Below are 21,358 nucleotides of genomic sequence, written 5' to 3' on the forward strand. Positions count from 1 at the left end.
GAGGCCGTTCGTCTCTGTTGACGGGGTAAACTATAGGTCCTGCTTTGAAAAACATAGGAGAATCGGCTTATTCGATGCCCGGAACGCGCAATTCGACGAACAGGCCTTCCCCGAGCCGGCTCTCGACCCGCATCCGGAACCGGTCCCGGTAGATGAGCTTCAGGCGATAGATGACGTTCTGCACGCCGATCCTCTCCCCGATCGTCTCTTCGCTGTCCATATAGCGGTAGAACTTGGCGACGTTCTCCTCGGACATGCCGTTCCCGTTGTCTTGGACGGAGAAGACGAGTTCTTCTCCTTCCCGGGAGATGCGTATGTCGATCCGGCTCCCGTTCCGCCTCGGCTCGACGCCGTGGATGCACGCGTTCTCCACGAACGGGAGGAACATCATCTTCGGAATGACCCGGCCGCGAACGTCCGGATCGACGTCGATCTCGTACCTGAGCCGATCCTCGAACCGGTACTTCTGAATCTCGAGGAAGCAGAGGATAAGCTCCAGCTCTTCGGCCACCGTAATGCGGTCCTTGTTCCACGTCAGAGACGTCCGGAACAGCTTCGCCATATTGGCGATGATCTTGGCCGTCTCGGTCTCGTCCTTGATGACGCTGCGCATGCGAATCGTCTCGAGCGCGTTGAACAGGAAGTGCGGGTTGATCTGGCTCTGCAGCGCGTTCAGCTGGGCCTGCCGGCGTTCGAGCTCCAGCGCCTTCGTCTGGATATCCGCGACGTAGACGTCGTCGATCAGGCTCTTGATCTGGTTCGTCATCCGGTTGAATTCCACGGTCAGCTGGCCGATCTCGTCTCTCGACTCGCCCGTTTTGATCGTGGCGAAGTTTTGGTTTTTCACTTTTTTCATATGCCGAAGAATGTTGACGAGCCGGCGGTTCATCGAGCGGCTGATCCAGACGATGATCGCGGTCGCGAACACGATGTTGAAGATCGCCAGCAGGAAGACGGACTCGCGGGACGATCGGACCGCCTGATAGACTTCGTCTTCGGAGATCGCGCTGACGATGCGCCAGCCGTTCAGGTAGGCGACCCCCTCGTACGTCTCGTCGAAGAGGTACGATCGCTCGGGCAGGACGACCCGGTCGAACGGGATCTCCCCGCTTCCCCAATCGAGGTTCGGGTCCGTCGAATATTCGATCTCTCCCCGGTCGTTCAACAGGTAGGTCGGGCCGGTCAAGTTCAGATTGGAGAAAATTTGCGCGATGGTCGAAGTCTTCATGTCGATCTTGATGATCTTCTCCCACTTGTTATAAGGCGGGTAATAATCGATCTTCCGCACGATGCTGAACGTGTCCCGCCGGTCCTCCCCGTCCTTCTGGATGATCGACCTCTCTTCCTCCTGGCGCGTGCGGATGAGCAGCGGAAGAGACGAATCGCTCTCCCGTACCGCCCGGTACCAGTTGCTGCGCTTCACTTCGTCCGTCAGCAGCCCGATGCCGCCGGAATGGATGATGGTCGGGTTGTCGGCGTAAATCTTGATGTTCTGCACGGAATTGTAGCCGGGATTAAGGATTCTTCGCAGATAGTAGTCGTATTTCTCTATGTAATCCTGCGGACGCGCGTAATCGTCGTCCATGATCTCGTTGACGTTATTGTCCGTATAGAAGACGGTGGACAGGGCGACCACCGCCTCCACCTCCGCGCGGAACTCGTTCTTCACCTGTTCGAGCGCCCGGGTGATATCCTGCAGGCGCTGGGACTTGACGTTGGTCGTCGTGACGTTGTAGAACACGACGTTCGTCACGACGATCGGCAAGAACACGCACATGAAGTAGAGAAGCAGCATCTTGTCCCGCAGGCGCACGTTGTCCAGGCTCGGTCTCAAGCTTCGGCTCCCCTTCCCTGGCGCGTCAGCCGGCCCCGGTATTCCGTCGGCGTCATGCCTTCCTGCTTCTCGAATTGCGTCACGAAGTAATCGGCGCTGCCGAAGCCGACCCGCTCGGCCACCTCGTAGATGCGCAGATCCGTCTGGCGAAGCAGCTTCTTCGCTTCCTGAATCCGCAGAAGAAGCAGATAGTCGTTGAAGTAGACGCCGAACGTCTTCTTGAACAATTGGCCCAAGTACGCCGGATTGAGGTAGAACCGGGTCGCGATGCTCTTCAGGTTGATGTTCTCCCGATAATGGGCGTCGATGTACGCCTTGATCTTCTGAATGCCGCCCATCGCCTGTTCCCCGCGCAGCTTCTCGATCAACGCCGCGCTCTCGCGCGCGAAGTTCGTCAGCAGCCGCCGGAGCTCTCCGGGCGTCAAGTGAAGGTCGTACCAGCCGACGATCGGCTTCAGGGATTCGAGCCCGTTCTCGTCTCCTTCCATGTTGCGGATCGTCCGGATGAGCGCGATCGCGCATTGCTGGACGCACATCTTGACCGCTTCGGGCGCGAACCGATGCTCCCGGATATAACGGAACAGCCGGTCCACCGCGTCTTCGATCCGGTCGGGGCCCTGCTCCTCGATCTGCTCGACGATCCGGCCGATCAACTCCGCGTCGACGGCCGTATGGAGCAGCTCGATCCCCCGCAAATGACCGAAGACGAGCACCGGCCCGCCTTCTATCGCGAATTTGTACTGCAGCGCTTGTCTGGCCGTCTCGTACGAGAGGCGCAGCTCGGTCGGCTGCGCCACGGGAGAACCCACGTATAGCCAAGTGTCGTCCCCGAGCTCGCCCATCGCCCTCCGCAGCTCCGCCCCGAATCTCCCTTCGTCCCCTCCGAACGGGCGAAGCATCCGGTCCGTGATCAGAATGCCGATGCGGTTGCGATGCTCGTGAAGCCAGAACGGCCGTTCCTCCTCTTCGGAGCCCGGAAGCGCGCGGAGCGCCTCGCGGATCCGCTCCTTGAACTTGGCGAGCGTCGGCGTCCTTACGTCCGGTTCGCGCCAGGAATGCCGGTCGTTCAGCTCGGCCAGGGCGTAGCGCACCCCTTCTCCCGGAGCGAGCGAGAGCTTCCGCCTCCATTCCGCTTCGGAGATATCGTCGGACTCTCCGAGGATTAGCGCCTCGATGGCCGCTCCGGTCAGCCCGCTCTCCGCGCGCCGCCGCTCCTCCTTCTCGCGCGCGAGCCGGTCGCTCAGCTTGCGGAGAGTCGCGGCGAATTCGACTTCGTCGATCGGCTTCAGAATGAAGTCGTGCACGCCGTAGCGCACCGCTTGCTGCGCATATTTGAAGTCGTCGTATCCGCTCACGATGATGAAGGCGGGCTGCGGCCCGTCCTTCTCGGCCGTGCGGCGGATCAGCTCCAGCCCGTCCATGACCGGCATCCGAATGTCGGTGACGACCAGATCGGGCGACGTCCTCCGAATCTCCTCCAGCGCGTCCTCCCCGTTGTCCGCCTCCCCGACGACCCGGAAGCCGCAGCCTTCCCAGTCGATCAGCTTCAGAAGACCCATTCGGGTAAAATTCTCGTCGTCCACCAGAATAGCCCGTAATCGTTCCATGCTCCCATTCCTCCTCTTCCGGCTCCGAACGATTAGTGAAGCGCCTGCTAGATGCCGGCCGGGCTTGCGCTCTACAGCCAGCTGATATCGGCGAACCCGCCTTCCTTCGTCCTCATAATCTCTCTGGGCAATTCATGCGACAGGAAATGAACGTTGCCGCAAGTCAGCCCGTACGCGCCCGCGTCCGGGAACCCGATAAGGTCCCCCGGCTCGAGCTTCGGCAGCTCCGTCCCGCTCCGGATGACGTCCGTCGGGGTGCAGAGCTTGCCGCATATCTGATAGGCGACGCGTCCGTCGCCCGCGCCCGACTCGTACCCTCTTCCTTCCGCTCTCTTCCACGCCAGAATCGGCAGCGGCCGCTTGAAGCTGCGGCCCATGACGGAATCGAACGCGCGGTGGTGCGTTCCTCCGTCGACGATCAGATAGTCCTTGCCCCTCGACCTCTTCGCGTACAGCACCTTCGTCACGTAGAGTCCCATCGACGCGGCGATCCGGCGGCCCGACTCCACGAACAGGCGGTTCAGTCCCAGATCCTCGTTCGCCTTCGCTTGCTCCGCCAGCAGAGCGCCGAACGCCCGAACGGGGAACTCTTCGTCCCCCTCGAAGCTGGGGACGCCGAAGCCGCCGCCCAGCCCGACGCATTCGAGCTTCAGGGCGTACTCGGCCTGCAGCCGCCGGACCAAGGCGAACGTTCTCGGGATGCTCTCCCGGTAGAAGTCGAGATGGAAGTTTTGCGTGCCCTGGTACGTGTGCAAGCCGAGGAGCTTGACGCCGTCCAGCGAGAGCGCGAGCCGGACGGCATCGTCCAGCTCGGCCTCGTCGATGCCGAACTGGGAAGAGACGCCGACGGACGCCATGCGCGAGCCCGGCCGGCCGACGTCCAGGTTGACGCGCAGCGTAACGGGGGCTTCCTTCCCCAATCGGAGCGCCTGCTCTTGGATGACGAGCAGCTCGAACGCGGACTCGGCGTTAATCGCGTAGATTCCGTGCCGCAAGACGCGGAGGATCTCCTCCCCGCTCTTGCCAGGTCCCGTGAAGACGATCGTCTCGGGGCGGACGCCGGCCGCTCTCGCGGCATCGTATTCGCCGATCGAAGCGACCTCGACGGGCGATCCCCAGTCGTGAATGCGGCGGCAGATCGCCGGATTCGGGTTCGCCTTCATCGAATAATAGAGAACGACCTCCCGCGGAAGAGCGTCGCGAAGCGAGAAGTAGTCCCGCTCCAGCCGTCGCTCGTCGTAGAGGAAGAGCGGAGAACCGTATCTCTCCGCGACGGCGGGCAAGAGCTCCTCCCACGGCTCCGCCGGAAGCGGCGCCGAAGAAGCGGCGTTGATCATCATGCGGATAAGCCTCCCCATTGCCCGAGCACGCGTTCGAAGGACTCGCGGGAACGACCGGCCGCTTCGCCGTCGATTCCCCAATGCAGGACGGAGACCCGGTATGCGTGCCGGTCCGTCTCTTCGCTTCGCCCGTGGTGATAGCCGTAGACGAACCAACCGCTCCGGTCGTCGGCCGGGTCGCGATTCTCCCGGACTCTCTCGGCGAACTCGGAGAAGTCCATCCGGCGGTCCAGCTTATAATCGTAAGAGCGCGTCTCGATGCGCGAATATCGGCGTTCCAGCAAGCTCGCCCGGATCTTGAGCAGGTAGGAGACCATGGTCAAGCGGGCGTTGATCTCGACGGCCGGGATGAGACGGCCGCCATCGTCCACGATGGAATCCACGCCGAGGAACCCCGCATACCCTTGCGACAGCAGGACGCGCCCGAGCTCGCGCAGCCGGTCCTCGTAGCGCTCCGCCAAGCCGGGCGGCAAGGAGGGCGACAGATCGCTCCCCCGGTAGACGCCCGCGTCGGTCAGCTTCTGTTCCGTTACGGCCAGAACGTCGCAGGCGCCGTTCCATAGGAACAGCTGCGCCGACAGATGGTGGCGGACCGGATGCCACCTCTCCACCGTGACGACGGGATCCCCGCTCCCCCTCGCGACCTGCCGCTCGAAGTAGGCGAGCAGCGCGTCCGCGTCTTGCTTCCGGCGGATATGGAACAGGCTCTTCCCGGCCGAACCGTAAGCGGTCTTCGCGACGAGCCGGCTGCCGGGAAAGCGCGCGTCCAGCTCTTCGATCGCGGAACGGATATCGCGGGTGCCGGTACAGACGCGGCCGTCGCTGACGTCGAGCCCGACCCGCTCGCACAGCCGGCGGGTCTCGATCTTGCTGTTCAGCCGCAGGGCGAGATCGGCGGGAGGGCCGATCCACCCGCATTCGTGGGAGCGCAGGAAGCGCTCCTCCTTCTCGTCGACCAGATACGGCACGGCCGTGGAGCGGACGAAGCGCTCGTCCCGGCCGGAGCGGTCGCCGGCGGCGATGGCGATTCGGGGAAGCGCCGCTCCTTCGCCGCGAACGTAATCGAGGAACCCGGGGTCCGGCCGGCTGCTTAGAAGAACGGTATCCGGCTCGTCCGCCAAGTAGATCTGATAGAGGTCCATCTGGCCGACCAGCCGATCGCCTTCCGCGTTGGAGATTCGGGGCAAGCGGATTCCTTCCATCGATTTGGTCTGCTCCCAGTTGATATTGGAGTACCAGATCTTCGGACCCGGAAGTCCGGTCAGACGGTTCAACGACAGCGAAGCATGGCGGTTCATCGGACGTTCGCCCCTTCCTTCGGTTGATTGACTTCCCGTTCCGTTCTCTTCAACCATTCCAGCTCCTTCCGGACGGCCTCGAACGGGTCCGGCCCGAACCATTCGATCGAGACCGGACGATCCGTCGGATTCTCCGCGAGCTTCCGGACGATCGGCGAATAGGACAGCTCGCCTTCCGCGAGCGGCACGATCCCCTCCCGGCTGCCGTTCGGAGAGTAGATGTTCGCGGGCGAGAACACGGGCAGCCGTTCTCGGGACGAGACGTTCTTGAAGTGATAGTTCAAGACGTAAGGCTCGAGCTGCTCGTAAGCGCGAAGCGGGTCGTCCCCCGCCTCCCACAGGTGAAGGAAGTCCAGGTTCAACCGGAGAGCGGGGTGGTCGACCTCCTTCAGCAGCCGAAGGGTCGAAGCCAGGCTATCCGCCGCGGTGTCCGGATGCGTCTCGACGACGGTATACACTTCGTCTTCCGCCGCGATCCTGCAGAGTTCGCGCAGCCTGGAGGCGCAGACGCTCCAATCTTCCTCGCCGAAGGACCGGCTGCCTCTCCGGCCCGCGAAGATGCGGAGCTTGTCCGTTCCGAACGCCCGGGCGGTCCGGACCTTCTCCCGCCATTCTTCCTCGAACGGCTCGTCGCCCATGAATTCGACGTAATCGCTCATCATCGCGATGCTCATGCCGGACTCGCGCACGTCCCGGACGAGCTCGCGCAGCCGGTCCCGCCACTGAAGGTTAAGCGATCTCGCGTGAACGCCCCACAGCTCGATGCCGTCGAAGCCGGCCGACAGCGCATAGCGGGCCAGCTCCCGGAACGAGACGAGCTCGTGGCGGAACGAGATGGAACACAGATTAACCCGCACCGTACGCACATCCTAACCGGTTCATCCACGCCAGGAATTCCGTCTCGGCTTCGCGGAGTTCCCGAAGCTTCCTCCGAACGGCTTCCAGGCGGGAACGTTCGCCCGCGTCGTTCTTGTATTTGATCAGCAGCAGGCTCAAGGAAGTCCAGCCGTTCGCGATCTCGCGGACGCGCTCCGATCCCGTCCGGACGGCGTCGCCGTCCAGCAGGCCCAGCTCCGCGAAGCTGTTCCACACGGCGGGCCGCGCTTTGACGATGGACGAGAGGGTCACGTTGTTGCGGTACACCCAACCGTCCCGGCTCGCCCGGTCCGCCTCCGCGGACCGCTCCAACGCTTCCTCGAACCGTTCGTATGCATAGATGCCGGAGCTGTGCCTCGCCCGCACGTACCGATCGTAGTTGCGGCCGGCCGCGTAGGCGAACATCTCTTCTCTCGTCGGGCCGGACATCCGGCCGGGCTTCTCCGCCAGCACGTAGTAGGCGAGCTCCGGCGATACGGGCGAAGCTTCCAGAAGCTGGTCCGCGGTCATCGTCCCGGCGAAGCCGGCGATCGGATCGACGACTCGGACCAAGCCGTCCCGCTCGCCGGCTCCGACGGCCAATACGAAGTGCTCGAAGCCGCTCTCCTCGTGCCCCAGCATCTGCGGGGGGAAGAAGCGCAGCCGCGAAGCCCTGGCTTGGACCAAGGCGCAATGCCCCTGACGGAGCGCCGTCCGAAGCGAGTCCGGGCAGCCCTTCGCGAGCTCGAGCCGAATGCCGTACAGGTCCGACAACGCTTGATTCAACCGGACGTTCCGGCTGGATACGAGCAGCCCGGAGACGCAGTTCAGATTCCAATAATCGAGCAGGAAGCGGCCCGGTTCTCGCCCCGCGATCCGCAGATAGGTCATGATGCAAGAGGCCGCGCACTCCATGGCTCCCAATTTGAACATCGGCACCGCCGCAAGGGCCGGCTCCGCGCGAATGCTCATCCCGTTCCCTCCCTTGGCTCCATTCGGCAGACGAACGAGTGCGCCTTCCCGCTGTCCGGATCCGGCTCGATGAACGGCACAGTCTCGACGAGAAGCGCCGCCGGCGCGCCGATCGACTGCCCGAGGAACTGAACCAGCTTGTCCCGAAGCGCGTCGAATTCGCGCGGATCCGTCTCGGTGGCCAGAAGAAGCTTGAATTCCGAATAAGCGAGCTGCACGATCTGGTATTGGCGGACGCCGCGCTCCACGGACAATTCCCAGAAGAATTTGTCCAAGTAGCGGAGAGTCGCCGCATGGATCGCGCCGTCCGGCAGCCGGATCTGGGAAGCCCGCACCGGGAGCAGCTGGAGCAATCGCTTGCCGGTCTCGGGGTCCGTCCGGAGACGACCGATATCCCCCGTCCGGTATCGAACGAAGGGAAGGCTCCGCATCGCGAACGAGGTGACCGCGATCTCGCCGTATTCCCCGTCGGGAACGGGCTGCCCCGTCCCGGGATCGACGGCTTCCGCGTAGACCGAATCCTCGTCGACTTCGAGACTCCCTTGGCCGTTCGAGTAGGCGACGCCCCAGACTTCCTCCAAGCCGTAATAATCGACGAACGGAACGCCGAGGGCTTCTTCCACGGCCCGCTTCTGCCGCGGATGCAGATATTCGCCCCAATTCTGCGCGAAGAGCAGCGAGTCCGGAGCCGGAATCCCTCTCTCGAGCAGGAACTCCGCCAAGGCGTGAAGCGCCGAAGCTCTGCCCTGGACGAAGTGCGGGCGCTCCCTCGCCAGCCGCTCGGCGCAGCGCGCGAGCGACTTCGGCTCCGCCAGCAGCCTGTTGCTCAGCAGCAGCATGCCGTGCTTCGCGGGAAGCCCCCAGCGCTTGCGCCGCTTGTACAGCGCCAGCGACAGCTTCCACCTCTCCTCCGCGGACTTCACGCAGCGGAAGGGGACGCCCGTCGAGCCGGACGTGAACGATTCGAACAGCTTCCCCGGGTTCGGATGCTCGAACTCCGCCCGTCTGGCCGCCATCGTGCGCTTGTCCGTAACGGGGAGCCGGTCGAACCCGAGGCCCGCATACGGCTTGTAATACGGATAGAGCGCGCAGATCTCGTCCGCCAGACTCCGGAGGCGGCCTTCCATCGGATCCGCCGGACACTCCCTGAGGCGATCCGTCATGATCCCGCCTTCTCCCGGACGAACCGAACGACCGCTTCGACGGAACGAAGCTTCTCCGGCCGGAGATCGTCGATCTCGAGCTCGAACCCGAATTCCTCCTCCAGACGGGCCAGCAGCTCCAGCATCAGGATGGAATCGATCCCCAGATCTTCGGCGAGCGAATGGCCGGCGCTCGTCTCGGCGGCCGGCCGGTTGGCGATGCCGGCGATAATGTCGACGACTTTTCCCGTTAGGGCCTCAGCGGCCATGGACATGACGATTCTCCTTCGCTAGGGATTTCAAGGCGACTCGGTCGAGCTTGCCTGTCGGCGTCCGGGGCAGTCGCGCCACGAACCGGAACTCCCGCGGCCGCATGGCCGGCTGCAGCTGCCGGCCGCACCAGGCGTGCAGCTCCCTCTCGGACGCGCTCCCTTCTCCCGCGATCACCGCGACGAGGCGGCTGCCCCATCGGTCGTCCTCGACGGCGACGACCGCGGCTTCGCCGATGCCGGGGCATTCGGACAAGGCGAGCTCGACCGCTTCCGGATAGATCGTATGGCCCCCGACATGGACCGCGTTGTCGGCCCGGCCCGTGATGTACAAATACCCGTCGGCGTCCATGCGGCCGATATCCCGGGTGCGCAAGCCCCGGGAATCGAGAACTTCGGCCGTGCGCTCGGGATCGCCGTAATACCCGAGCATGACGTTCGGCCCTTGGACGACGACTTCGCCCGGCTGTCCGCGGGCGGCTTCGGCGCCGTCGCGAACGATCGAGACGCTCACTCCCCGAAGCGGAATCCCGACGGAGCCCGGCTTGTTCCGCAGCTGCCCGTAGGGCAGGTAAGCGACCCTGGGGGACGCCTCGGTCAACCCGTAGCCGAAGATCAGCTCCGCGCGCGGCAGCCGGTCCGCCATCCGGACGAGCGTCCCGTGCGGCACCGGACCGCCCGCGACCTGCAGCATCCGGAGCGACGCCCATTCCTCGGGGCTCCACTTGGCGGAATCCGCGAGAGCCTGAAGGATAGGCGGAACCGTGCTCAGGAAGGTAGGGGCGTGATCCCGCACGAGCCGCGCCAGCTCCAACGGGTGGACGAGGCCCCCCGTCAACGTCGCGTCCGCTCCGGCCGCCTGGGCCGCGAGCCATTCTCCGGTGACGGTGGAGCAATAGCCCGGCGACTTCGTGATCAGCACCCTGTCTTCGTCGGATAGCGACGTATAGTCCAGAATCGCGTCCAGGTTGGACGCGATGTTCCTGTCGCTCAGCATGATTCCTTTCGGTTCTCCGGTCGAGCCGGACGACAGGAAGACCATGCAGGTCTCGTCCGGCGGAACGTAGCGGCGCTCCCGGACCGCCCCGCCGTCCCCCGCGTCGATCTCCCTGCCCGAAGCCCCGTCGAACAGCCTTCCGGCCAACCGGTGACCGCCCGCCTGCAGCCGCCGCCATAGGTCCAGCTTATCGGGCGAGAGGATCGCGACGTCCGGCTCCAGCCGTCCGACCGTCCGCCGAAGGTCGCCGGCGGCCGCGTAACCGTGCAGGGGAACCGGAATGCCGCCCGCCAGCACGACCGCCGTCATGGCGATCAGGCATTCGATCGACGGGTTCATCCAGATCAGCCCGATGAAGCGGTCGCGTCCCGCTCTCCGGCCGATCTCCCGGGCGAAGTCGATTCCGCGGCCGACGATCTCGTCGTACGACAGGCTCGACGTCCCTTCCGGCCCGGCGAACGTCACGCCCCGGTCCCTTCTCCGCCGCGACAGCAGCAGCTCCCGGACCGCGATCATGCCCCGACTCCCGCTTCTGCCGCTTCATTCGAGCCGCTGCGCGGTTCCCGCTCGGTCTCGAACGTAGAAGCCATCTCGAAGTACAGCCGGGAGCTTCGCATCAGCTCGGCGTGCGTGCCTTCCGCGACGACCCGGCCGTGCTCCATGACGATGATTCGGTCCGCGTTCTCGATCGTTCGCAGCCGGTGCGTCGAGACGAAGACCGTCCTGCCGGCCATTGACGAACGGATGGCGTCCATCACTTCGTTCTCGGTCAGCTGGTCCAACGCGGAGGTCGGCTCGTCGAGGACGAGAATCCCGGGCCGGCGGAGCAGCGCCCGGGCGATCGCGATCCGCTGCCGCTGCCCGCCGGACAGCTGGAAGCCCTTATGATCGATTCGCGTCCGCAGGCCGTCCGGCAAGCTCTCGACCAGCGCGCCCAGATCGGCCAGCCGGGCCGCTTCCGCCACTTCTTCCTCCGTCGCGTCCAGCCTCCCGATCGCGATATTCTCGTAGAGCGTTCCCCGGAACAGGTAAGACTCCTGGAACACGGCCCCGAACCGGCGGACGATCTCCTTCCGGGTCATCTCCTCCAGCGGCCGGCCTCCGACGACGACGGTTCCGCCGCTGATCGGCATAAGGCCGAGAAGCGTTCGGAACAGCGTCGTCTTGCCCGACCCGCTCCTTCCGACGAACGCGTAGATCTTGCCCGCCGGGAGCGAGAGCGTCACGTCCTTCAAAATGCGAACCCCGTCGTATTCCACCTGCAAATCCCGGATCTCCACTCCCACTCCCGCTCCTGCCGGCTCCGCTCCCGCCGGCTCCGCTTCCGCCTCCTCGGCCGCCCGTTCGTTGCGGGCATACGCGTCGACGGGCGTCGCCAGGAATTGCTCGATTCGCGCCATGGCGACCTCCGAGCTCTGCAGCTCGCCGTAGAAGTTGTTCAACTGCTGGATCGGGTTAAGCGCGTTATGCAGGTACGAGACCGAGGCGACCATCATGCCGACCGACAGGGCTCCGTCCAACACCTGGCTGCTGCCGATCCAGTAGACGACGGCGATAATGGCGCTGATCAGAAGCCCGCCCGTCTGGTACGACATGACGCGGAACAGCGTCTCCCGGGTGCTGGCCCGCACCAGGCCGCGGTACATGCTCTCGTTCCGGCCTTGCTCCCAGCCCTCCAGGCCGAACACGCGGATCTCCCTGGAGCCTTCGATCGATTCGTACAGGTGCGTCCCGATCTCTTCGTTATGGGTCCTCACCTGCCCCGCATAGCCGGCCAGCGGCCGTCGGAACAGTCTGGGCGAGAGCAGCAGGAACGGGCTGCAGGCCACGGCGACGACGCCGAGCCTCCAATCCATGTAGAACAGAATTCCGAACGCCGCGACCATCATGAACAGCTGGGACAGCATCTCCACGATCACGTGATTCAGGAAGTTGCCCAAGGTGGCCGCGTCCATGCCGAGCAGCGCCGTGAACTTGCCCGCCCCCGGCTTCTCGATGTCGGGAAGGGGGATGGCGCGCGTGTGCCGGAGCAGGACGTCCCGAATGTCCAGCGTATGGCGAATGCCCAAGTAGCGGAACAGGCCGGAGCGGACGAAGGAGAACAGGATGGACAAGACCGCAAGTCCAAGCGACAAGCCCAGGAGCGGGAGCACGAGAGCCTTGTCGCCTTCGATCAGGACGTCGTCGATCAGATAAGCGAAGATCATCGGCTGCGCCATCGTCAATGCGAGCTGGATCAACGTGCACGCGTAGGCGGTCGACGTCAGCGGCCACCGGACGTTCACGTGCGGAGACAATCTCATGAACAGCTTAAACCCGTGCATGCTCCACCCTCCCGGCAAAATGATGAATGACCGGCTTGGCCTTCGGCATCCACTCCTCCAGCCGATCGGTCGTCTCCCACTCCAGAATGGAGAGCGGGGTTCGATCCAAGCAGCCGAACGGAGAGAGGCGGTCGAGTTCGTACAGATGGCCGAGCCGGGCGAGCGGCGTCGACAGGACGCTTAGCGTATCTTCATCGGCGCCGATCGGGTTCGCCTGCGCCTTCTCCAGAAGCGAGACGATTCGCGGCATCGCGGCGCGATAGTCGAATTCGCCCGCGCTTGCCCGCGCTTCGCGGGACATCCGTTCCCGCAGCGCCCGGTCCCGGAGCAAGCGAACGCAATGCTCCACGGCCTCTTCCTCGCGGATGACGGGCCGATCCCCCGACCAATCCACGCTCGCGAACAGCCCGTCCCGCCCGTGCTCGACCAGCTCGGCGAATCCGTCCCAATACGTGCACAGCGCCGGAAGCCCCCAAGCCTTGGCCTCCAGCAGATTGTAGCCGAACGTCTCGCCGGGATCGGTGGAGAGGTTGACGAGGACGTCGGACTCCCGGAAGAGCCGCTCCTTCGCTTCCCCTTCGACCGGACCCGCGAAGACGACGGAATCGCCCAGGCCGCGTTCCGCCGCGATTCCCTCCAGCCGCCGCCGGTACTCGTCGATCCGGTCCGCCGAGGAGCCGGTATACGCTCCCGCGACCGTAAGGACCGCCTCCGGAACCCGCCGCTTCGCTTCCGCGAAGCACCTAAGAAGCACGTGAACGTTCTTCACGTCTTCGATTCTTCCGATGGCCAGCAGCCGATTGCCCTCGCGTTCCCGGAAGTCGGCCTCCGAACGGGCGGCCGTATCGATGCAGAGCGGAATCCGGTTCGCCAGCTCGTACCGTCCCGACAGCCGAAGAAGCGCTTGCCGGCTCGATTCCGTGCTCGCCAGCAGGACGTCCTTGGCGCCGATCCAAGGAGCGATCGACAGCCATTGCTTCAGCCAATAGGCGGAGCCGACCGAATGGGCGATGAACAGCAAGCCGACGTCCAGCTTCGCATAATTCCGCGCCATCAGCAGGTAAGGAATGAAGGCGGGGGCGTTCACGTAGAGCAGGGAGACGCCGTATTCGCGGGTCAGCCGGGCCAGCTCCCCGGCCGCCGCCGGCAGCGACTCCGTCACGTTCCGGGCCCAGCTCCGGAGCGATCCGCCGAAGCACTTCGCGAACCGGATCGGAGGAATGCGGACCAGGTCTGCGTATTGGCCGAGATAACCCGTCCATGAATCGTCGATGGCCCTCTCGTTCACCTTGGGCGACCGGCCCTTAATGCAGCCGATTCTCACGTATCTTCCAACGTTCGTATACATGGATCAACTCCGCTCTCCGCTCGTTCTCCAACTGCTCCAGACGATCCAGCTTCTCCAACAGGCCGCTCACCTGCTCGGCCCGCCCCGATATCGAGGCTCGGATCGCCGAATAAGCGAACGACTGCCACAGCTTGACGAGCCGCTCCAGCTCGGCTTCATAAGGCGCGGCCTCTTCGGAGACCGCTTCCGCGAAGTAGCCGTACAACCGGGAATACCCGAGCTTGCGCCGGGCGAGGATGCCCAATTGGGCGAAGGCCTCCTTCAGCGTCGACGGATCGAACTTCTCGGGCGGCAGCGAATCGAGCACCCGGCGTCTGGCCGCTTCGGCCAGCGGGTTCCCCTCGTCTTCCGTCGCCTCCTCGAACAGGCTCCGGATCTGCCCGGCCTCCGGCCGATGCAGCTTGGCGGGACGAAGGAGGATGCCGCCGCCAAGGGGGTTCCCGAAGAACGCCTCCCGGACCGTGTCCTCGGCCAATTCGCCCTCCCATCCCAAGTACGGATCCCGAATCCCGTACGAGCCGCCGGGCAAGCCGCGAACGATCACGTAATGCGGCCGGTGAACCGACCGGTAGCTGCGTCTATCGTAAGGCAGGTAGTACAAATCCAGCTGGAGAAGATGGACCTCCGAGGGGTAGGCGCCGAGCGTCTCCAGCCAGCTTCCGTAATTGGCCTGCTTGTCCGCGGCGTGATCGTACCATTCGGACAGCCCGTCCCCGTAGAGCCGGACGAACGAATCCAGCTGGCTTCGGGGAGTGATCTCCGCGGAATAATAGGAGAGAATCCCGTCCTCCGTCACGCCGAACGGGGCGTCCCACGAGCCGATGTAGAGCGGCCTGTCGTCCAGGCCGGCCAGCCCGAGTCCGTAGGCCAAGCCGCTGAGCAGGCAGTGCGCATGGCTCGGCGCCGGCTCGCTCACGGCCGGGCCTCCGCGACGGACAGCTTCTTCATCAGCCGTTCCACGATAATTCCGACGGTGGCGAAGTTATCGGAGGTCAGCTCGTCGTCCTCGTAGAAAATATCGAACTTCTGCTCGAGCTGAACCATCAGGCTGACCATCAGGACGGAATCGATGCCGACTTCCTCCAGGGCCGTGTCTTCCTTGAATTCCGCCGCGAGCTCCGGCCGCGAGATCAAGTCGGCCATTCGTTCCTTCACGAACCGTTCGACTTCCTGTTGCTCGTAAGTTAGGCTCATTGCGGTCGTTCCTCCGTTCTATATCCGTTCTATACGTGAATGGCGCCGAGCGCCGACGCGAGCTCCCGCGCGATCAGGGCGACGTCCTCTTCCCGGACGGCGATGTTCATCGGCAGGGAGAGAATTTGTCCGGCGAACGCCTCGGACACCGGATAATCGCCGGCTTGATGGCCCAGATGGCGGAACGCCGGGGTCAGGTGAACCGGCAGCGGATAATGCACCGCCGTCAACACCCCTTTTTTCTGAAGCTGCTTCCGAACGCGATCTCGCGCCTTCTCGTCGACCCGGACGACGTAGACGTGGAACGCGTGGCTCTCGTCCCCGCGGTGGCGGGGAAGCTCGATGCCGCCGATCGGCCCCAGATAGTGCTCGTACCATCCGGCAACCTGGCGGCGCGCGCGGTTCCATTCGTCCAGATGCTTCAGCTTAAGCTCCAGCGCCGCGGCCTGAATCGGATCCAGGCGGCTGTTGAAGCCCGGAACGTCGTGCTGGTAGCGGACCTCCCCGCCGTGATTCCTCAGCTTGCGGACGGAGGCGGCCAGCTTCGCGTCCGAGGTGACGATGCCTCCGCCGTCTCCGATGGCGCCCAGGTTCTTGTCCGGGTAGAAGCTGAACGAGCCCGCGATCCCGAAGCTTCCCGCCGCCTTGCCCTTCCGCCTCGCTCCCGCCGCTTGGGCGCTGTCCTCGACGACGTGGATTCCTCTCTCCCTGGCGATGTCCAGAATCTCGTCCATGTCGGCGATTTGGCCGTACAGATGGACGGGAAGAATCGCCTTCGTCCGCGAAGTGATCCGCCGGCGAACCTGCTCCGCGTCGATCAGGAAGTCGTCGGAGCGGCAATCGGCCAAGACGGGGGTCGCCCCGGTATGGTGGATCGCTTCGACGGTCGCGATGAACGTGTTCGCCGCGGTGATCACTTCGTCTCCCGGCCCCACGCCGAGAGCCTTGAGAATGAGATACAGGGAATCGGTGCCGTTCCCGACCCCGATCGCTTCGCTCGTGCCGATATAGCCGGCGAAGGCCTGCTCGAACCGGGCCACCGGGGGCCCGCCGACGAACGCTCCCCTAGCGGCGATCTCCTCCAGCGACCGAAGCCAATCGTCCCGGATGATCTCGAACTCCCGGGACGCGGCCGAAAACAATACTCCCATGGCGCACCTCGCGTCTTATCGATTCGGCAATCTTACATCCATTCGGTTCGGCCTTCCCGGGAGGAACGTTCGACCAGATCCAGCACCTTCATCGCGCCGACCGCTTCCTCCATCGGGACGAACGGCTCCCCGCCTTCGAGAATCGCGTTCGCGAACGCTTCGTACAGCGCGGCCGCCGCGAACCGCGAGACCGGTCCCGTCTCCAAGGCCCGCGCCGGTCTTCCCGGCTCCCGCAGATAGGCTTCCGTCTCCGACACCACGCACAGCGTCGCCCGGTCCCCTCCGATAACCCACATCGGCTCCGGCGCCAGGGAAGCGAAGTTCGTCTCGGCCGTCAGCACGATGCCGTTGTCCAGCGTAAGACGGGCGACCGCGTAATCGTCGGCTTCGCCCCGGTTCCACGGAAGACGGCGGACGAGGCCTTGAACTTGAACGACCCGGCCCAGGTTCAATTGAAGCAGCTGATCGACCAGGTGCACGCCCCAATCCAGAAGCGCGCCGCCCCCGTACTCCGGCTTGTTCCGCCATTCCGGGTCGAAGGACTTGACGGCGAAGGACGCTCCCGAGCCGAACCGATGGCACCTGCGTTCCACGAATTGCACTTGGCCCAGCATTCCGCTCGCGATCGCTTCCTTCGCCAACAGGAAGTCCGGATCGAGGCGGCGGTTATGGAAGACGGTCGCGATCCGCCCCGCCTCGCGCGCGGCGTTCATGACCTCCGCCGCCTGGTCGTGGCGGACGGCGACCGGCTTCTCGACCATGACGTGCTTGCCGCGCCGAAGCGCCTCGATCGCCAGCTCGCTGTGAGAGCTCGGGGGCGTGGCGACGAGGACGGCGTCCACGTCGCTGTCGAGGAGGTCCTCCAGCCTGTCGTACGCGCGGAAGCCCCGCTTCTCCGCCAACGCCAGCCGCTGCGCGGTAATGTCGAACACGCCGGCGGCCTGAAGGACGGGCACTCTCCGGATCAACGGAAGGTGCACCAGTTCGACGATCCGTCCGAACCCGACGATGCCCAGCTTCGCTTGCTTCATCGGACGGCCCTTCAGGCGACGCTATTCGCCCGGAGCCGTTCGACGAAGTCGACCAGCGAGCCGAGCGTCTGGAACACGGCGGGGTCGACGTCCTCTTCCGGAACGGCCACGCCGAATTCTTCTTCGATGTACACGACCAATTGCAGAACCATGATCGAATCGATGTTCAGATCCTCGTACAGCCGATGGCCCGCCGCCGCGTCTTCCGGCAGCGCCACCTCCAGGTTGTTCTCGATCAGCCCTTTCAGCCGATCCAGAATCGTCGCGTCGCTCATCAAGCTCATCTCCTTAGTCCAGTCGTTGTCGAATCAGCTTGCCGTTCGCGGTTCTCGGGATCTCGCCCGCGAACTCGATCGCGCTCGGCACCTTGTACGCCGGCAACCGCTTCATGCACCATTCCTTCACTTCCGCCGCGGTCAGGTCGGGGCGGCCGGGAACGATCCGGGCCTTGACGGCTTCTCCCCACACCGGATGGCTCGTCCGATGCACGACGGCCTCGCGCACGCCCTCCAGCCGAAGGATGACGTCTTCTACTTCGGAAGGAATCACCTTCTGGCCGGAGACGTTGATCAGATCGTCGATTCGGCCCAGCACGTGAAGCCGGCCTTCCGACACATACCCGAGATCCCCCGTCCGGACGAGCCTTCCCGAAGCCGAGACCGTCACTTCCGCCGGCGTGTCGGGCGTCCCGGCCGCTTCGACGCGGACGGAATCGAGGGGCCGTCCGACGTCGGAAGGAGAGGAGGGGTTGTCCCCGATCGCGATGCAGCCGGCTTCCGTGCAGCCGTACTGCTGGACGATCCGGACGCCCGAATCGGCCAAGCGCCGCATCAGCTCCAGAGGCAGCGGGGAGCCCGAGCTGACGACCTTGCGCAAGGAGATCCGATCCCGCATCAAGGAGGCGACGACGTGGAGCAGGAACGGAACGGCGTACACGACGTGCCGGGGCGTCCGTTCGATGAGGCCGACGGCGAATCTCGGATTTCTATCCGTCACGAGGATCGGTTCGGCGCCGCGGCGAAGCGCCGCCAGCGCTCCCGCGATCAGCCCGAACGAATGGGAGACGGGAACGAGAATGATCGGCGTCTCGGAGCCGCCGCCAGATCCGCCCGGACCGCCCGAACCACCCGATTCGCTCGAACCGCCGCTCGAACCGCCGCTCGAACCGCTTGAATCGTTCGAATCGCCGGGATACGCCCGATTGTAGGCCTCGATCTCCGCGACGACATCGCGCCAGGGACGCTCGATCAGCTTCGGCTCTCCGGTCGTTCCGGAGCTGTATTGAAGCAGCGACGGCTCCGCGGACGTTCGCGGGGCGGACGGACGGAGCGCGGTGTAAGCCGTCGGTCCGCCGCCGGCATGGAAGATCCCGGCGCAGCCCGCTTCTTCGGCCTTCCTCCGAGCCTCCTCCGCGGGAGTCTCGCCGTTCAGCAGCAGTACGGAGCCGCCGCCGTCTATCGTCGTCTCCAGGGCGGCCAGAATATCGAGCGGTTCCGTCAAGCAGAGCGCGACGAGCTTGCCTTCCCGGCCGGCCCGGGGGATGGACTCGGCCAATTCCCGCTTCCGCCGTTCGAAGTCGCCGCGGCTGTACCGCTGTTTATTGACGATGAACATATTTCTCCTTTTCTATCAATGAATGCGTTATCTTGTTCGAAGGCGAAGGCGCCGACTCTCTAGAGCAGCGGCTCGCAGAGGCGGGCGAGCTTCTCCGCGGCTTCCTCCTCCAACGCCCGAAGATTCGCGAGCCGCGCCTGCAGCGGACGGCAGCGATCGGCGTCGACCCTCGAAGGATCGTCCGCCTTGGCATCCAGAAGATAGTAGCTTTTGATTTTGTAAATCTCCCATTGCTTCCGCAGCTGACCGTACGATTGGGCGAGCTTCTCCGCGCCGCCGGGATCGGCCATGCCCCGCTCGAGCATGAAGCGCACGACGTTCGCGTTGCGCCCGTGGACTTGCTGGAACGCCAGCGTTCTCATCCCGAACATCCGCCTGTCTTCCAAGCGGCCGAACAGAAGCTCGAGCTCCTCCGCGTAGCTGTCCAGACTCGCAAGCCCTCCATGATAATGCAGATCGTACTGTTCGAGGTAGAAGGGCTTGCCTTCGAGCAGCCGCCGGGCCATGGCATACGCCGCCCGGACCGGCGCCAGCGGGTCTTCGAAGGAGGGAACCCGGCGCTCGGCGCTTCTGCATCTCACGAGCGTCACCCGGTGCTCGCCGATCAGATGCTCGAGCGATCTCGCCACCGACTCGTAAGGCAGCAGGTAGTCGTCCATCGTTCCGGGCATCATGCAATCCTCGATGACGCGGAGCTGCCGGTTCTCGTCGTCGTAACCGTAGATGAACACGGGGTGGATCAGATGGGTCTTCCCCGCTTCCCGGCCCGCCGGATAGAAGAAGCGGTCCACCTTCAGGAAGACGTAGAATCCTTCCCCGATCGCCGTCCGCACGAGCTCCAGAGTCTTCTCCAGCTCGTTCGATTCCAGTTCGATCTCTTCGCTGAGCAGGAAGTCCTTGAAGACGTCCATGGAGTACAGCACCTTCGGGATCATGAACCCTTCGGCCAGCAGCCGCGTCCGGGTCGCTTCGGCGTCGAAGGTCTGATCGGTCATCTTCTTGGCGTACTGAACGTCCAGATAGAGAGGGATCCGCCGGAACCCTTCGTTCGCGCCGATCAACAGGGACATCACGTTGTTATGGACGCAATCGAGCCACATCTCGTTATAAGGTTCGATCCGGAGCGATTCGCTCGCCACCGCCGACCGCCTCCTTCATCCGCAGGGTACAATGCCGTCTCGTTACCGTTCGTCCGCCGGCTTCCAGATCCGATACCGCCCGCTTAGCGCCAGAACGGCGAACAGATAGAGGCAATTGTCGTAATAGCGGCGCTCCCCGGTCCGCACGGGCGTCTCCCAGAGAAGGCGGACGCTGGCCTCGGCATGAGGGCCGGAGGCGGCGAGAGAAGCCATCGCGTTCGTCGCCAGCAGCCCGACCGGATGCAGCGCCTTCTCCTCCAGCGGTTCGCCCTCGATCGTATAGCGGCGGTAATCGTCCGGGGGGATGTCCGCGAAGAACGCCTGAATCCGGTCCGCTTGGCCGCGCTGCCATTCGTCGGCCGCGAACCATTCGTAGTCCAGCCCGACGTTCGCCGCGACCCGGTACGAATCACTGAAAAACTTGCCGTAGCCTCGGTCGTCGTTCGGCGTCCCGTCGTAATGGGCGTATTCCGGGGCGAGTCCCGTCCGCGGGTGGCAGGCGAGCCTCAGGTAGGCCCGGCTGGCTTCCGCCGCTTCCTTCCAGAACGGCCGGTCCTCGGGATACGCCCACAAGGCGAACAGCTCGTAGAAGTGGGGCAAATGATAGGAAGGGTCCGAAAATTCGCAATTGGGAACGAATTTGATCAGCTTGTTGTCCCGATTCCACATCGGATAGCCGACCCCGTCCTCTCCCTTGTGGACGCATGTCCGGAGCAAATCCCTCGCCTGCTTCCCGTAATCGAACGGCGCGGGGCCGTCTCCCCAGCGGTGCGAAGCGAACAGCAGCGCCATCGCGAAAAACTCTTCCCCGTCCGGCGCGGGGCCGGTCGCGCGCTTCGAGCCGTCCGGGTTGCACGACCAAGCGAAGTAGCCGGCGTTCTCCCCTTCGCTCATGAGCATGTGCGTATGCGACCACAGCCAGATTCGGTCGAATACGTCCTTGCGGTCCAATTGGACGGCCATCATCATGCCGTACGACATGCCTTCCGTTCGGACGTCGAGATTGCCCGTGTCGAGCAGATAGCCCATCCGGTCTCCCGCTTCGTAATAGATGCGGGTATCCTCCGGCCCTTCGAACAGCCTCTTCCACGTCTCTTCGACTCTGGCCGCGATCTCCTCTTCCGAATAGCCCAGCTCGAGGAAGACGTTCCTGTACGTCCCCGTCTCGTATGCGCCTTGCCGTTGTCCCATCGTCTCTCTCCTTATCGGGGCCGTCCGCCCTTCCCGGGTTCTTCTGCAACCG

19 protein-coding genes are annotated in these 21,358 nt (G+C 64.4%); all 19 read right to left on the reverse strand.

The genetic code is table 11. The annotated features are described in order from the left end of the window. Window positions 1–67 precede the first annotated feature (67 nt). A complete protein-coding gene (locus H7B90_RS05790; protein ID WP_246578654.1) occupies window positions 68–1,834 on the reverse strand; it encodes a sensor histidine kinase in 1,767 nt (588 codons plus the stop codon). Further along, on the reverse strand, window positions 1,831–3,441 hold the full coding sequence (locus H7B90_RS05795) for a response regulator transcription factor (RefSeq protein ID WP_185134904.1): 1,611 nt from the start codon (window positions 3,439–3,441) through the stop codon (window positions 1,831–1,833). The genes H7B90_RS05790 and H7B90_RS05795 overlap by 4 nt, the downstream gene beginning before the upstream one ends. A 71-nt stretch (window positions 3,442–3,512) precedes the next feature. Further along, window positions 3,513–4,781, reverse strand: coding sequence for a type III PLP-dependent enzyme domain-containing protein (locus H7B90_RS05800; protein WP_185134905.1), 1,269 nt, complete (start codon window positions 4,779–4,781; stop codon window positions 3,513–3,515). Beyond that, window positions 4,778–6,079: an ATP-grasp domain-containing protein gene (locus H7B90_RS05805; protein WP_185134906.1), complete on the reverse strand. Its 1,302-nt coding sequence runs from the start codon at window positions 6,077–6,079 to the stop codon at window positions 4,778–4,780. The genes H7B90_RS05800 and H7B90_RS05805 overlap by 4 nt, the downstream gene beginning before the upstream one ends. After that, complete coding sequence (locus tag H7B90_RS05810) at window positions 6,076–6,936, reverse strand: sugar phosphate isomerase/epimerase family protein (protein WP_185134907.1); 861 nt, start codon at window positions 6,934–6,936, stop codon at window positions 6,076–6,078. The genes H7B90_RS05805 and H7B90_RS05810 overlap by 4 nt, the downstream gene beginning before the upstream one ends. Further along, window positions 6,926–7,906 carry a hypothetical protein gene (locus H7B90_RS05815; protein WP_185134908.1) on the reverse strand — a complete coding sequence of 327 codons (981 nt, stop codon included), beginning with the start codon at window positions 7,904–7,906 and terminating at the stop codon, window positions 6,926–6,928. Before H7B90_RS05815 ends, H7B90_RS05810 begins: the two co-directional genes overlap by 11 nt. Beyond that, window positions 7,903–9,069: a phenylacetate--CoA ligase family protein gene (locus H7B90_RS05820; protein WP_185134909.1), complete on the reverse strand. Its 1,167-nt coding sequence runs from the start codon at window positions 9,067–9,069 to the stop codon at window positions 7,903–7,905. Before H7B90_RS05820 ends, H7B90_RS05815 begins: the two co-directional genes overlap by 4 nt. Then, window positions 9,066–9,323, reverse strand: coding sequence for a phosphopantetheine-binding protein (locus H7B90_RS05825; RefSeq protein WP_185134910.1), 258 nt, complete (start codon window positions 9,321–9,323; stop codon window positions 9,066–9,068). Before H7B90_RS05825 ends, H7B90_RS05820 begins: the two co-directional genes overlap by 4 nt. Beyond that, the gene (locus tag H7B90_RS05830; RefSeq protein ID WP_185134911.1) at window positions 9,307–10,830 is read right to left on the reverse strand and encodes a class I adenylate-forming enzyme family protein; all 1,524 of its coding nucleotides are present in this window, start codon (window positions 10,828–10,830) and stop codon (window positions 9,307–9,309) included. Before H7B90_RS05830 ends, H7B90_RS05825 begins: the two co-directional genes overlap by 17 nt. Continuing rightward, complete coding sequence (locus tag H7B90_RS05835; protein WP_185134912.1) at window positions 10,827–12,638, reverse strand: ABC transporter ATP-binding protein; 1,812 nt, start codon at window positions 12,636–12,638, stop codon at window positions 10,827–10,829. Before H7B90_RS05835 ends, H7B90_RS05830 begins: the two co-directional genes overlap by 4 nt. Then, the gene (locus H7B90_RS05840) at window positions 12,625–13,986 is read right to left on the reverse strand and encodes a glycosyltransferase family 4 protein (protein ID WP_185134913.1); all 1,362 of its coding nucleotides are present in this window, start codon (window positions 13,984–13,986) and stop codon (window positions 12,625–12,627) included. The genes H7B90_RS05835 and H7B90_RS05840 overlap by 14 nt, the downstream gene beginning before the upstream one ends. Next, entirely contained in the window at window positions 13,943–14,902 is a 960-nt protein-coding gene (locus tag H7B90_RS05845; protein ID WP_185134914.1) for a DUF6005 family protein, read from the reverse strand. Before H7B90_RS05845 ends, H7B90_RS05840 begins: the two co-directional genes overlap by 44 nt. Further along, window positions 14,899–15,180: an acyl carrier protein gene (locus H7B90_RS05850; protein ID WP_185134915.1), complete on the reverse strand. Its 282-nt coding sequence runs from the start codon at window positions 15,178–15,180 to the stop codon at window positions 14,899–14,901. Before H7B90_RS05850 ends, H7B90_RS05845 begins: the two co-directional genes overlap by 4 nt. 29 nt (window positions 15,181–15,209) lie before the next feature. After that, entirely contained in the window at window positions 15,210–16,331 is a 1,122-nt protein-coding gene (locus H7B90_RS05855; RefSeq protein ID WP_185134916.1) for a DegT/DnrJ/EryC1/StrS family aminotransferase, read from the reverse strand. Window positions 16,332–16,363: 32 nt separating this feature from the next. Continuing rightward, window positions 16,364–17,362, reverse strand: coding sequence for a Gfo/Idh/MocA family protein (locus H7B90_RS05860; protein ID WP_185134917.1), 999 nt, complete (start codon window positions 17,360–17,362; stop codon window positions 16,364–16,366). Between the two features lie 11 nt (window positions 17,363–17,373). Next, window positions 17,374–17,637, reverse strand: a complete 264-nt coding sequence (locus tag H7B90_RS05865; RefSeq protein WP_185134918.1) for a phosphopantetheine-binding protein — start codon at window positions 17,635–17,637, stop codon at window positions 17,374–17,376. Between the two features lie 13 nt (window positions 17,638–17,650). Next, window positions 17,651–18,976: an AMP-binding protein gene (locus H7B90_RS05870; RefSeq protein ID WP_185134919.1), complete on the reverse strand. Its 1,326-nt coding sequence runs from the start codon at window positions 18,974–18,976 to the stop codon at window positions 17,651–17,653. Between the two features lie 59 nt (window positions 18,977–19,035). Next, window positions 19,036–20,115 carry a hypothetical protein gene (locus H7B90_RS05875; protein WP_185134920.1) on the reverse strand — a complete coding sequence of 360 codons (1,080 nt, stop codon included), beginning with the start codon at window positions 20,113–20,115 and terminating at the stop codon, window positions 19,036–19,038. 42 nt (window positions 20,116–20,157) lie between these two features. Then, complete coding sequence (locus H7B90_RS05880) at window positions 20,158–21,306, reverse strand: family 8 glycosyl hydrolase (RefSeq protein ID WP_185134921.1); 1,149 nt, start codon at window positions 21,304–21,306, stop codon at window positions 20,158–20,160. Between the last annotated feature and the right edge of the window lie 52 nt (window positions 21,307–21,358).

This window comes from Cohnella xylanilytica (assembly GCF_014212175.1).
GTDB classification, from domain to species: domain Bacteria; phylum Bacillota; class Bacilli; order Paenibacillales; family Paenibacillaceae; genus Cohnella; species Cohnella xylanilytica.